General features: G+C 56.6%; 8 protein-coding genes and 1 tRNA gene. 5 read left to right on the top strand and 4 right to left on the bottom strand.

All coding sequences use genetic code 11. The annotated features are described in order from the left end of the window. The first annotated feature begins 100 nt into the window (after positions 1-100). Both HOO88_07315 and HOO88_07310 read left to right on the top strand, forming a co-directional pair. The gene (locus HOO88_07315; protein NOU36562.1) at positions 101-1,864 is read left to right on the top strand and encodes a TonB-dependent receptor; all 1,764 of its coding nucleotides are present in this window, start codon (positions 101-103) and stop codon (positions 1,862-1,864) included. A gap of 276 nt (positions 1,865-2,140) precedes the next feature. Then, the gene (locus HOO88_07310) at positions 2,141-2,281 is read left to right on the top strand and encodes a hypothetical protein (GenBank protein NOU36561.1); all 141 of its coding nucleotides are present in this window, start codon (positions 2,141-2,143) and stop codon (positions 2,279-2,281) included. Between the two features lie 167 nt (positions 2,282-2,448). Here the strand turns inward: HOO88_07310 and HOO88_07305 are convergent. Next, a tRNA-Phe gene (locus tag HOO88_07305) sits at positions 2,449-2,524 on the bottom strand. Between the two features lie 127 nt (positions 2,525-2,651). Here HOO88_07305 and HOO88_07300 point away from each other — a divergent pair. The 3 genes from HOO88_07300 to HOO88_07290 are packed head-to-tail and all read left to right on the top strand — an operon-like array spanning position 2,652 to position 5,089. After that, on the top strand, positions 2,652-3,566 hold the full coding sequence (locus tag HOO88_07300; protein ID NOU36560.1) for an AEC family transporter: 915 nt from the start codon (positions 2,652-2,654) through the stop codon (positions 3,564-3,566). Positions 3,567-3,569: 3 nt separating this feature from the next. Further along, positions 3,570-4,757, top strand: a complete 1,188-nt coding sequence (locus tag HOO88_07295) for an aldo/keto reductase (protein NOU36559.1) — start codon at positions 3,570-3,572, stop codon at positions 4,755-4,757. Between the two features lie 17 nt (positions 4,758-4,774). Further along, positions 4,775-5,089, top strand: a complete 315-nt coding sequence (locus tag HOO88_07290; GenBank protein NOU36558.1) for a pyrimidine/purine nucleoside phosphorylase — start codon at positions 4,775-4,777, stop codon at positions 5,087-5,089. 64 nt (positions 5,090-5,153) lie between these two features. On the opposite strand, the gene HOO88_07285 is transcribed toward HOO88_07290, so the two are convergent. The 3 genes from HOO88_07285 to HOO88_07275 are packed head-to-tail and all read right to left on the bottom strand — an operon-like array spanning position 5,154 to position 13,980. After that, positions 5,154-7,220, bottom strand: a complete 2,067-nt coding sequence (locus tag HOO88_07285; GenBank protein NOU36557.1) for a hypothetical protein — start codon at positions 7,218-7,220, stop codon at positions 5,154-5,156. 51 nt (positions 7,221-7,271) lie between these two features. Next, entirely contained in the window at positions 7,272-7,952 is a 681-nt protein-coding gene (locus HOO88_07280; GenBank protein NOU36556.1) for a DUF2490 domain-containing protein, read from the bottom strand. Positions 7,953-7,974: 22 nt separating this feature from the next. Beyond that, on the bottom strand, positions 7,975-13,980 hold the full coding sequence (locus HOO88_07275; protein ID NOU36555.1) for a hypothetical protein: 6,006 nt from the start codon (positions 13,978-13,980) through the stop codon (positions 7,975-7,977). Positions 13,981-14,035: the final 55 nt, after the last annotated feature.

Raw genomic sequence — 14,035 nt, 5'->3', positions numbered from 1 at the left:
GAATTCCTTTCCTTAAAAAACGATCGACTTCATCGGATATTCCGGTAGCTTGTCCGGCTCAAAACCTGAACGGGGAGAGAATACGTTCCGGAAAAATATTATGAAGACAAATTTTATCGCAACTGCGCTTCTTCTCACAGTCAGCTCTCTCTATGCCGAAGAGCTTGCCACCAATATTCCGCCGATTGTGGTGACGGCCGCGGCCCAAACCGCCGGAAACGCGGCAATTCATGAAGTGCTGCGCGCCGAACCTGGCGTGGTACTCAATTCGCAGGGCGGTTCGCAAAACGACCTTTCCGTACGCGGCAGTTCCTTCAGCGGCGCAGGTCTTTCGCTAGGCGGGCTGACGTTGCGTAATCCGCAGACCGAACATTTTAACGCTGAACTGCCGGTGCCCGCCGTGATGCTTTCGCGTCCGGCGGTGCTGACCGGCCTCGACAATCAGGGCGGACATCTCACCGGCACGGTCGGCTTCGGTCTGCTTCCAATCATTGGAAAAAGACAGCTGGAAGCGGGTGTCGGCTCGGATCACCGCGACTGGCAGAGCGCGCTGGTGCAGCAAATGCTCACTGATCACCTCGGCATCGGCGTCTTCGCCGGCCGCGAGTCAGCTGAAGGCGTTGACTATCCCGATAACAATTACGACCGCGACTATGCCGGAGCCCACCTCCAGCACCGTGCAGACGATGTGCAGGTCGATCTTCTGGCCGCCCGGCAGGAAAAGAAATTCGGCGCGCGCGGTTATTACGGTGTGAGCGATACAGTTCCGGCGAACGAAAAAACCGAGGATACCCTGCTTTATCTCGCCGCCCGCAAAGGCAATCCGGACGAAGACTATCTGCGCGGCGGAATCTCATGGCACGAATTCAAAGATGATTACTCTTTGCCGACCTATTCCTATCTCAATCAACACCGTTCTCAGGTCAGCTCAGCCTTCTTCGACGGCCGTACGCTGGAAGTCAACGGCTGGGCGCTCGGCTGGCGCGCCGATGCAGACGAAGAACGTATTGCCAGTGACGGATCCGGACCGCTCGGTCACTTCAGCCGCACTCGCGGCGGCGTTTCACTGCTGCCGCGATGGCGCGGCGACCGGCTGAAAGTAACCGCCGGAGCGCGCAGTGAATTCTTCTCCGGCGATTCGCCATACTGGCTTCCGCAGGCCGGCGCTGAATATCTTCTTTCCGACAACCTGACCACGTTTATTTCTTATACCGAAACCGTCCGCCAGCCTTCTTACACGGAACTGAACTACAACTCTCCCTTCAGTCTTGGCAATACCGGCTTGCAACCGCAAATCGAACAGCAGACGGAGACCGGATTCAAGGGAACGCCGTCGGAACATACCGACTGGAAAGTCGCCGCATTTCACCGCCACTCGCAAAACACCGTGGACTGGATGAAAGCCAACTCCGCAGCCCGATGGACTGCCACAAACATCGGCGATCTGGACGTATTCGGCACCGAAACGCGCCTCGGCTGGTATCCGGCGCAAAATATCGAAATGCAGTTTGCCTATACCTGGATATACAAAGACCTCACAGCGGCCGATTTTGGGAATTACGCCTCGCGCTACGCCCTTGATTATCCCGAACATCTTGCGCAGGCCTCTCTGCTCTGGCGGCCGATCAAGCCGGTCGAGATCGGCACGGTGCAGTCGCTCCGCTGGCAGACGGATAACAACGTGCGCCAAAATGGAAGTTTCGGTGCCGACAGTTCGTTCGTCGTCCGCTTCACCCCGCCAAAGGCCGATTACGCCACACTATCGCTCCTGCTGAACAATGCCTGGAACGACGACTTCCAAGCCTTCCCCGGCCAGCGCCCTCCGGAACGATTTGCGGGCGCGTCACTTACACTGACTTGGTAGCCTGTTTCCCCGACAAATTTCAGTACTATTCGGATCAACTACAAAACTCTTTAAATGGGATGGTTTTAGTTGCTGTTTATGCGAAATACGCTAACGAACAGCAGTGTATGTTTTAATATCACAATCTGTTCTAACAAAAATTTAACATTTGTCCTATTGACTTCCCCTCCAGTAAGAGTAAAAAGGCAGCAAGATTTACTTTCCCAATGGTTGGGAAAGATATCCACGGAGGCCGCCGCAAGGTTTCCTCCAAGAAGAAAGAAAGGAGAAATCAAGATGTTCCCATACGGATTCGGAATCGAACCGAACGACTATCAGGCAATGCTTGATCTTCAGATTGACTTCAAGGCGCTGGGGCGTAATTGCAAAGCCTTCGCCAAGAAACTCGGTCGTAAAGTTCACAAAAAACAGAAATAACCCCCGCCGTCGCGGGAGGCCCTCCAGCAGGGCACCATAAACGAAAATACGCAAAATCGTATTTTCAGGATTTAAAAGGCACTCCGCTTCGGCGGGGTGCCTTTTTGTTTACGGTTATGTTGCGATATAAAAAAACCGCCCTCTGGATGGAGAGCGGTTTTTAAATTTGGTGGCGAGACTCGGAATCGAACCGAGGACACGGGGATTTTCAGTCCCCTGCTCTACCAACTGAGCTATCCCGCCTTGAAAAAGAAGCGCGCATTCTACGTAAAAGCTCAGTGATGTCAAACGGAACTGTTCGCCGCCTTTCCACTTGTTTCAACCCCCGCTCCTCTCTACTCTTTCCGCCATGTACGTACTCAACAGCCTGATGCCAGTCTTCCTGATTATTGCACTCGGCAACCTGCTCTGCCGCACCGGTTTTTTTTCTGACGATCTCGCCAAGGGCCTGAACCGGCTGACCTATTGGGTCGCCCTGCCCGCCCTGCTGCTTGATAAAGTAACCAACGCCACCTTCGACTCCGGTGATATCACACAAATGTCCGTACTCTTGATTGCGGCAACTTGCGGATCCGTGCTGGTCAGTTATGGTGCCGTGTTCCTGTTGCGACTAAAGCCCCGGTCAGCCGGTGCTTTTGTTCAGGGCGCAGCTCGTTCCAATAACGCTTTCATCGGTTTGCCGGTCATCCTTTATTCCATGTCCGGCCTCACTCCCGGAGTTGAAGCGCTGGCAACCGTTGCTCTGGCCCCGGCCATTGTCTTCTACAATGTTCTGTCTGTCACCGTTCTGCTCGCACACAGCGACCGGAAGCAGCAAAGCCACAGTCAAACCATCCGGCTGTTTTTTAAACAACTGGCAAGCAACCCGCTGCTGATCGCCTGCGCCGCCGGCCTTCTGCTGAATTTTTACGGGATCCGGTTCCCGATGGCCATACAGCGCTCTCTTTCCGCGCTGGGCGACGCGTCGCTTGCGCTGGCTTTGCTGAGCATCGGCTCCTCTCTTTCCTTTAAGGGAATTGGAAATGGGTTACTTCACTCCTTCACTGCATCCAGCATCAAAGTTTTCATTCAGCCGCTGATTGGACTCGGCCTTGCGCTGCTCTGGAATATTCCGCCGGTTGAGCGGCAGATGCTGCTCATCTATCTGGCCTGCCCGACCGCTGTGGCCAGCTATGTACTCGCCGATATTTTTGACAGCGACCGCGAGATGGCCGCGCATATCATCGTCGTGAGCACGTTGCTCTCGGCGATTTCACTGAGCATCATCGTTGCCTTCGGAGGTTAATCTATGAGCGTACCAAGACGTCGTTTTGGAAAAACAGAACTGCAACTATCCGTCATCACCTGCGGCGGCATGCGCTATCAGCAATCGTGGCAGGACGATGAAGCGGCCCGCAATTCCGTCACAGAAGAAAATCAAAAGAACCTCGAAGCCACGGTCCGATATGCGCTCGACCTCGGCATTAACCACATCGAAACCGCCCGCGGCTACGGAACCTCTGAATACCAACTCGGAAAATTTCTGTCGGCGCTTCCGCGCGACAAAATGATCGTCCAGACTAAGGTCAACACCAAGGAGACTCCGGCTGAATTTCTCGAAACGTTTGAACTGTCCATGGCCACGCTCAAGCTCGACCATGTTGATCTGCTCTCCGTTCACGGCATCAATAACGAAGAAACATTGCAACAAGCCATCCGGACTTTTCCGGCGCTTGAGCGGCTCAAAAAAGAAGGTCGCTGCCGGCACATCGGATTTTCCACACACGGCCCGGCCGACCTTGTCGTTAAGGCCATCGAAACCGGATTTTTTGAATACGTCAACCTGCACTGGTACTTTGTCTATCACCCGATCAACCGCGCGCCAGTTGACGCCGCAATCAAACGCGATATGGGCGTTTTCATCATCAGCCCGGTTGATAAAGGCGGCAGACTCTACGAGCCGCCAGCGAAACTTATCGACCTCTGCCAGCCACTGACGCCGATGGCCTTCAATGATCTCTACTGTCTGCGCGATCCAAGTGTTCACACTCTTTCCATCGGCGCCGCGCGACCGTCCGATTTGGTTGAGCACGTCGCCGCCGTTCAGAAAATGGAAGAAAAGTTTCCAATCATCGAAAAAATTGAAGCGCGCCTTTTTCAGGCCTTGGAAAAATCTCTCGGTGCCGACTGGACTCACCACTGGCATGAAGGACTCCCGCGTCAGGTTGATACTCCCGGAGAAATCAACATCCCGGAAATTCTGCGGCTCTGGACCTACGCCAAAGGACTCGACATGGTTGAGTTCGGAAAAATGCGCTACAACCTCATGGGCAACGCCGGACACTGGTTCCCCGGACAGCCCGCCGCCGCTGTGGACGACAAGACGCTCAAACCGTTTCTTAAAAACAGTCCCTTTGCCGACCGCATTCCCGGCATCCTGCGCGAAGCCCACACCCTGCTTTTCGAAGCCCCGAAAAAACGACTTTCAGAATCATAAACACCAAGGAGAAATTCATGTCTGAATTCAAAAACGTAACCGTAGTAAAAAAAGCGAATGTCTATTTTGACGGCAAAGTCACCAGCCGCACCGTTCTATTCGCCGACGGCACCAAGAAAACCCTCGGCATCATGATGCCCGGCGACTATGAATTCGGCACCGAAGCCGCTGAAATCATGGAGATGCTCGGCGGCCAGATGGATGTCCTGCTTCCCGGCGAAACCAAATGGAAAACGTTCAAGGCGGGCGAGTCCTACCAGGTTCCGGCCAACAGCAAATTCAAGCTCAAGGTTCCGGTCGTCGCCGACTATTGCTGCTCTTATTTAAAATGACGCCCGGTCAGGTGACCGGGCCTACAGTTCTTCTTTTGTGGGCCGGGTGCCCTCACCCGGCGGATTATTTCGCCGGAGAAAACTCAAAACCGGAGAGCGTCAAATCGACCGGAAGCGGAGCGCGTGGATCGCCAAAGCGGATCACCAGTTCACTGACGCTTTCCAGTCCCGGCGTTGCGGGCATCGGTATCCGAATTTCTTTTTCCGCAGCGGTCACATCGAAGCGCATAGTCATTTCGTTCTGAAACACCGTCGGCCCGCCGGTCAGCGTCATGACGGTATTCAGCGGCTTTGCCGCTCTGTAACGGATCAGCAGAGCCCCGTTCGACAGGCTCGCCGCCTTCGGCAGTTTGACGGTTACCGCGCCGTTGCGCACCGCATCGCCGCGAACCCGGAAGCCGTTGCGCCAATGCAGTCCTTCCAGACTGTCGCCGCCCGGACTCCATGAAATCCATTGTGCATTGCCCAGCAGATCAACAGCAACGGATTCGTTGCCTTGAACTTTCGATAGCGACGTGATGCCCTGCCACGTCAGATAACGCTGCATATTTTCTTCAGCGGAACCAATGCCTCCCAGAATCAGCGCCAGTGTATGCGCCGTCGTCTGAAACTGAATCACTTCGTCTTTCGTCGCGTTGTATCCTTCCCACGGCCCGTGGTCGGTGAAAAGCCGTTCGATCTTTCGCCGGTTGGCCGCGAGAAACTTTTCGATTTTATCCGGCGCCACTTCATAGGCGACCCCCAGCGTGTACAATGACGGTGCATTGGTGATACGCGGCTGATCGGTCACCGCGACATCGGGAATACCGATATCACCGGTATATTCCACGCCGTGACCGCTGTACGCTTCGCTCAGAAATCCGGGCAGTTTATGCCGGGTTGAATAATCGAGTTCGATTGCCACCGAGTTCTCCAGATTTTCCCGCCAGCCCGGTGTGTCCAGCTCCTGCATGAACAGCGAAAGGCCGAGCGACTGAAACGACGAACCGTGCCACGTCGCCAGCGTATAAAGATCACACCCGTCCGTCATCCGGTACGGCTTGATTTTGAAACCGGAATTTTTAACCGCATCCGCTGGCAGATTGAAACGCTGCACCACAAAGCAAAGCGGGCCGCGGAACTCGTTCACAAAATAATCCATGTGCCCGACGATCCATTTGCCGTTGCTGTCTTCCCAGCCGGTGAAACGGTCTTTCGTCGCGTTCCAGCCGAAAATAAACGAGCCCGACTTTTCATCGTAGAGATAGCGGTATCCTTCTTCCTGCTGTGCGATGAATTGCTCCAGCTGTTCGCACAGTTCCGCCGCCAGCGATTCGTTGCGCAACGTCGAATGGTGCAGCGCACCGATTGCTTTGGCCGCCGACGCCGTCAGGTTGGCGTTGTCGCCGAAAATAATCTGCACCACGCGCATGTCCAGCACCGCCATAATTTTCGCGCAGGTGTTGCTCTCGGCAAACGGCGTCAGCTCGCCGGTAAAAAATTTGTCACCATACTCCCCTTTGCGCGGAATCTTGGCGAACGAACCGTCCTGCTGCGGAACAATCCACTTACGGGCAACCAGCGCGTCCCAGATTTGGACAGCCTGTTCCCCGCCGAATGCATCAATAAACTTCTGCTTCTCTACTTCCTCGCTCAGCGGGCCGATCCGTCCAGCCGGACTGAACCCTAGAAAATTTCCGAGCAATCCTTTGGCGCTCACCTTGGGATCGGTCTGATCGGACAGCAGACTCGATGTCATCCGCTTAAGCTGACGAAGCGCCTCTTCGCGTGAAATGTACGGATTGTCCGCATACCCCGCCGCGATGTTCGCCAGCAGTTCAACCCGCTCGCCGATCGCCGTCAGCTGAGTGAATGAGCGCAGATAGAGTCCACGCTCCGGCTCCTGATTCCAGCCTTCAACCGGATAACCGGATGCCGAATCAACCAACTCATGCTCTGGTTTAAGATATCCCATCGCATTGGCCAGCAGCCGTTGCATGTTTTCATGCTCCGGATTCACCAGCGGGAAATTAAATGCATCAACCGACGGCTTCGCGTCCGGCGTCTCCGGCAGAGACGGCGGTGGAACATGCGCACATCCTGCGCCCAGCAAAACACTCAACCCGGCGGTAACAATTATTTTTTTCATCATGCGGCACTCTTATTACAACAGAAGGATTCAGTTAATGCACAGTCCCGGCAGTTAGAACTCATACCCGCCGGCCAGACCGAAAACTAGAATATCAGTCCACCCTCCGGCAGCTTTTGTATCCTCCCGCATAACATACAGGTCAACGGACACCTTCTTGACCGGAGAAACCAGCAGACCGCCGTACGTACGGAACCGAGTCAGGTCATGCTCATCAAAATCGTAAAAGACCTCCTCGGCAGCATATGGACGGACATTCCATGATCCCCAGCCTTTAGTCAGCACGAGATCGGTCTTGTGTTGATATTCAACCGGATCAACATCCGCCGCTTCCTTGTATGTTTTCGCCAGCCTCGCCCGGTTCTTAAGCGTAACCGGCCCAAGCGCGGTTTTGTGCATCAAATTACCCTGCGGCATCAAATCATCGCGCCATTCGCCGCCGCGCAGCGCGCGAACAGCCCGGATAGCGGGAGCAACACTCCAATGGTCATTCAACTTCACCGGAAAACCGAGTTCAGTGTAACCGTAATAATATTTGTCTTCATCCGAATCCCGGAACCGGTCTTCACGAACCAGCTTGACGCCAACCCTGTCCGTAATATTCGCCGACGCCCAGAACTGCACCCAGGCCTGACTCTCTCCGTCAGCTCCGTGTGCTGCTGTTATCAGGCCTGACAACAGCATCGTCACAAACACACCCCTCACCAATGTTTTTGGAATGGAACCCTGCTTCATTGCGCTCCTTATTATTAACCGGTCATTCTTTAAGCGGACTTTTAATCAGATTACGGCGGACACGTTTAACGGTGAGCCCGCCGCGAGGCAAGGCCAAATCATCCGGCAAAATCACCTGATTGTTTTCCAGTGTTGCGCCGACGACGCTTTCACACGCCTGCCGCAGCATCCAGCCCGCCGCGCCGGTGTAACCGCTCCAGATCATGCGACCCGGATCGTGGACGGTAAGATAGTCGGCACACTGCTTATTCGGCTGTCCGCCGTAGTTTTCAATTTCTGCGCCACGGGTGTGCGGAATGGCGGAAATTTTATACCAGAGCCGGACGGCGGCATCGCGGTAGTGCTGCGCGGTGACTTCGTCGCCCTGCGCGGCGAAGCGCTCGGCGAGCAGGCGGCAGGCGCGTGTCAGCCACTGGACGCCGTGCGAATACATTCCGTTCTCGCGCACCCCTTCCGGATACGTGCTGCTGCGTCCAAGATACGGTCTGGTGTTTTCGCGCAGTGCGGGCCAGCCAAGACAAATGGTTTTTCCGCCTTCCAGAATTTTCAGCGCCGTATCAAGCGCGATGCGGCTGCGCAACGGGTTGACGCCGGAAAAAACAGCCCACGCCGCACCGAGCGCGTCGGTTTCCCAGTAGCCCGCGCCCGCCACACCGATTTCGGTGCCGTCGTCGTGAATCGCGCGCAGGTAGCGGTCGCCGCGCCAGACCTTTTCAATATTCCGGCCCAGGATCCGCAACTGCTGTTCATAGTGATGGCGCCGTTTTTTTCCGCTGCGTTCCCCGATAATCGGCAGAAGATTTTTCAGCGCGTACGTCAGGAAAAAAGCCATCCAGACCGATTCGCCGCGCCCTTTACTGCCGATTTCGTCAAGCCCGTCATTCCAATCGCCGGTTCCCATCAGCGGAAGTCCGTGGCGGCCCATCCGTTTATTCAACACCAGATCCACGGCGCGCATGACGTGATTATAAACAGAGTCACTGCGCGGCGAACGCAACGGAAAGAAACCCATGCCGTGCTTACCGGCAGGCAACGGCGCAAGCGGCGTTTCGGCTTTGAGATAACTGACCTTTTCGTCGAGCAGTGTCGTGTCGCCGGTCATGCGGACATATTCCGCCACGCCCCAGCCGAGCCAGATCAGATTATCGCTGGCATGCGAACGGCTCAGGAATCCGGTACGTCCGTCCTGCTGGAGGAAAAACCAGTGGGCCGTATCGCCCTCGGGAAACTGCTGGGCCGCATGCAGAATGAGCTGGGCACGCGCCAGCGACGGATCAACCCAGATCATGTTGACGGTATCCTGCAACTGATCGCGGAAACCGAATGCGCCGGAGGCCTGATAGAATCCTTTGCGCGCCCAGATGCGTTCGCTGAGTGTCTGGTATTTCATCCACTTCACATAGGCATCAAATTCCGGGTCGTCCGTTTCCACCTTGAGCGTGGACTGCAATGCCATCCACCAGTCGCGGGTGGCCTGCAAACTCTGTCCGGCATTTTCCGGAACCTGAAATTTTTTCACACAGGCTTCAGCCTGCTTACGGCTGTCCGCTTCGCCCAGCACAATGGAAATTATTTTTTCGCCGCCCGCCGGAATTTCAACGGTCGTCAGCAGTGCCGCGACCGGCAGGCAGTCGTCTGCCGCCGGAGCGGGCGCGCCGGATTCGACAAACAGCGGACGGGCAAACGTGCGGCCCGCGCCGAAGAAACGGTCGCGGCGCGTAGCGAACTGTTCAACCGGTTCGCTTATGGCGGCGAAGCAGGAGCCGGTACGGAAACGGTTGCGCGGATTTTCAAAATAGAGCGCGCCGGTTTTGGCGTCGCGCGAAATGAGCAGCGAGCCCGCATATTCCGGACTGTGCGCCAGCGCAATCTGGAAATACGGCGCAACGCGCAACCGGCGCGGCGCAATGCCGGTGTTGCGGATTGTTAACAAATAAACGCCAGCCGGTTCGTCGAGCGGCACATGCACAGAAAGTTCGGTTTCGAGTCCGCCCTTCTGCATTTTGAAAAGCGCGCTGCCGTCGAGACTGAAGAACACATCGTGCGCGGCGGTGCGATCTTTGAGCGGATCGTAGCACGGCGAAAACCAGTCGCCGGTCTGTTCGTCGTAGAGATAAATCGCCTCGGACGGAATCTGATCGCCGATCAGGTCGGCCCAGTCGGGCGTCAGCCGGTTCTGCTGCGCGTTGCCGCTGGCCGACGAATGCAGTCCGTGGTTCGTAACGGCGACAACGTGACCCAGCGGATTCGCCATTTCGTGGTCGAACGGTCGCGGCGTAAACGGGGTCAGCACACGCAGGGTGTTGCCGTCGTCGGTATATTCCGTGTAGCGCTCCGGCGTGCCGACAGGAATTTCGCCGTGCCCGATTTTTAACGGACGCTCCGGCTCTTTCTGTCCGCACAGCGGCGAAACCGTTTGCGGCCGGAGATATTTCACGATCATCTGCTCGGCGCGCGCCTTATGCTCGCATCCGCCGATCAAAACCCGGTGAGACAGTCTGCCGTTCGCGGGGAGCGGCGCGTCGAGCAATAGAGAACCGATCGGATCGAATGTCGGACAGGCTTCCGCATCACACGCCTTCCGAAAGGCAAGTGTTTCGAGTGCGCGCGGAGTCCAGATGCTTCCGGCCCGGCCGATAAAATCGATGCGCCCCGTCAGCACGCCGGAAGGCGTGTCGGACGAAGCCAGAATGCCGTAGAGTTTGGTGCTGCGGTGAAACGCCAGCATCGCGTTGATTTCTGCGCGATACGACATTTCCGGATAAAGCCGGTTATACTGCGTGTGATTGCGGTCGGCATCCGCGCGGTTCAGCATCCATTCAAGGTATGGAACCACTTTCAGATTACGAGCCTTACCACTGAGGTCTTCGAGCTCGATCGTCCACAGCTCCACCGCGTCGTTGCGCCCCGGCAGTTTGATGGTGACCGTAACGCGAACTTCGTTGGCGGTGTTAACCACCCGGATCCGGTCGCTATTGCCTTCATGAACGGACGGCGTAAAAAGTTCCGCCGGAAAATTTCCGAGAACCGGCCACGCTTTATTCGCCGCGCCGTTTTCGCCGACCTCTACGATAAACAGAATGCGCCCGGACGGATCGACGTTTTCAAACGCGCAGCGGCTGATACCGAATCCGTTCGACGTCAGGAATGAATTGATCTCGCCGCTCTTCTTCAGCTCCACTTCGTATTTGTTGTTAATCAAACCAAAGGTCTCTTCGGCTTCTTCCGCGCGGCGCTCGCGCCGTTTCCGCCGCAGTGTGAACAGCAGCGTCGTGATGCCCGCCGCCGCAACGGCGATGAGAATCCGCGTAACCAGTCCCGGCGCGGCACCGGCCTGCCGCGCCTGAATAGCGGCACCGGCGCTGAAGACCTGCGCCCACTGTTCGCCCTTCGGCAGATAGAACGGAATCAGTAGCGGCGCCCAGGTGGTGAACCGTTTTACTCCTTCCGGAATAAACCGGGCAGTGGCTTCCGCGCCGACAAAGGTGGCGCAGCGTTCGTCGAGCCGGTCAACGCCGAGGAACGAAAGATTAACCAGCGTCGCAACGCGCAGTCCCATGTGATCAATCCAGATCAGAATCTGGAACCAGGCGTAGCCGATGATCCAGCTGAACACCGTCAGGCTCCACGCGGTAAAGCCGGCGGCATCGCGGGTCATGCTGTTGAAAATCGCGAAGAAGGTGCGGATGAGTCCGTCCTGATTGTACCAGGCGGCTTCGGCCATCGGGCGCAGGAAGGTGAAGATCAGCGGCGCCATCCAAAGGCCCCAGCGCAGAACATAAACGGTGCCGTCGGCCAGCTCGATCAGGCCGGGGCGGGTCGCAATCCGCTTGATCGAAGACGCATCGCGGTTGAGCAGCGCGGAAAGAAATGCTTTGTTGATCGCGAAAAGCGGCGCGGCAATTCCCCAGCCGATCACACCCATCAGCGCTTCGTTGAACAGAATCTTCGCGCCGCCGGACGCGGCGGAAAGTTTGATATGGCCCCAGCGGCTGATCAGCGCGGTGTATTCGTTCGGCGCGGTGGTGCGCAGTTGCTGACAGCGCGTGACGATCTCCGCCGGATTCAGGCCGAAGCTGTTATAGAGTTCAAACTTGGTTCCGATAATCGGAAGCTGAGAAGCGTCGAGATAGAAGCCGATGCCCGCGCCGATAAATGCGCCGAGTCCGCTTTCGACTAAATAATAGCGCCACGATTTGACACCGCCGATGCCGCGCGCGCCGAACAGCAGGTCGCGCAAAATGCTCACGCCGCCAAAGGCCGCCGCGCCTGCCGCGAAGCCGAACCCGACGCGCTGCGCTGTCGGCAGACCGGCAAAGTTCATATTCAGGCCGACGGCGAACGCGACACCGAGAACCAGTCCGCGCAGGTAGAGCACCGGATCTTTGTAGGCACAGGAAGCGCGCCCGAAAAATGACTGACTGCCGTCAAAGGTTTCGATGACGGTTTTGAACAGCGGAAAAACCGCGACGCCCGCCAGCGTGAGAAGAAGCGCCGGAGAGGCTGTGTAAAAATTCTGCAACCAGGACGCTCCGGCCACTGCATGAAACAGCTGGAGCAGGCCCATCAGCACGCCGCTAAAGACCATTCCTTTTTTCATTCCGCGAATGGCGTCGTCCTGCGCCACCGTGCCGGAGGGCGCGTTGCCGTGCATTGCGCCGAGAATCAGTCCAGTGAACAGATAAACAATTCCCCACAGCGGAGCCTGTGAAAACATCGTGGCGAGAACCGCGGCGAACGGGCGAAGCAGTGCCGGAAGCGCGGCGGCGGATTCGCCGGAACCGAGATCGGCAATCATCGGCGAAGCGGTTGCCAGCACGGAGAGCACAAACAGCGCACGGTGAACTTTGAGCGAGAGAAGAGGCCGCTCGCGGTTGATCAAGGATGAGGCGTTGGCGATAAATTCGCCGACGCAGAAAATCAGCAAAGCCTGAACTATGAAATAGTGAAACGACTGCATCGCCAGCAGCAGTCCGAAAACGAACGGCGCGGCGGTGATGATACCGCCGCTGATGATGCCGATATGTTTTTTCCGCAGGTTGAGGCGATAGATATTGGTGATATGAAAAATCAGAATGAACAGCGCCGCGCCGAATCCGCTGAGCTGGAAAAAACCGGTCAGTGAATCCGGTGCCTGCCAGAGGACTTCTTTGCTGGCGGCGGCGGCCAGCAGGCCGGGACAGAGCGCGCTGATCAACGTTTCGCCGGAAAAAACCGGACGCCCAGCCAGCGGAAGTTTAATCAGCAGACTGGCGAGCATGCCGGCACCCGCGACGTAAAAACAGAACCAGCCGGAATCGAGCGGGTTCGATTTGCCGAGCGAGTAAACGCCGAGCACCGAGGAAACGATCAGCACGGCGGCGACACCGAAAGACAGATCGCGGGCGAACCCTTTCACTGCAACCTTCATTTTCCGCCGGATCACCGCGACCAGCAGACTCAGCAACAGACTGAACATGGTAATGCCGCCGAGCCGGCCCCAAAGCGTGGCGCGCAGTTTTTCCCAAAACGGAAGTTTTTGAAATGTCATGTCCAGCCGGATGCGGCCGGTCGCGGGGTTATCGCCGCCAATGCGCTTAATCAAGAGAACCGTTTCACTGATCGTGCCGATTTTATTCCAGTCAATCAGCTCGCGCGTTGTGCTCCAGCCTGGATGCAATTGCACAGGAAAGCGCTGCGTACCGGCTGAGCCTTTAATCTCGAACGCCAGAGCAATCGCCGAGGCGCTCTCTTCAGGAACATAGATGCCGAGTTCGACGACATCAACGGAACCGGCGGCCAGCGCGGCGGGATATTCCTTGGCCCAGACTCCGGCGGCGGTCTGGTCGGGAATGGAATAACTGATAATCAGCAGGTCGCGGTTGATCGGCGCTTCTTCAAACTCGCGGGAAACAGTTGCCTGCGCCGCACCGATATTAAAACTGCCCTGCTGCTTTGCATCCATGAAACAAAGCGGCACCGCCTGCACAAAAAAAGCGGACATCCAAGCCGCCAGAAAAATTCCATACCGTCCGAGACTTTTTGCCATGCGTAAACCCTGCCCGTTCCCGCCGTTTTGTGCAACACTCCAGATATAATGCCGA

The sequence above is a fragment of the Kiritimatiellaceae bacterium genome (assembly GCA_013141415.1).
Classification (GTDB): domain Bacteria; phylum Verrucomicrobiota; class Kiritimatiellia; order Kiritimatiellales; family Tichowtungiaceae; genus Tichowtungia.
Note: the sequence above shows the minus strand (reverse complement) of the source record. Positions and strands in the feature narration are given on the sequence as shown.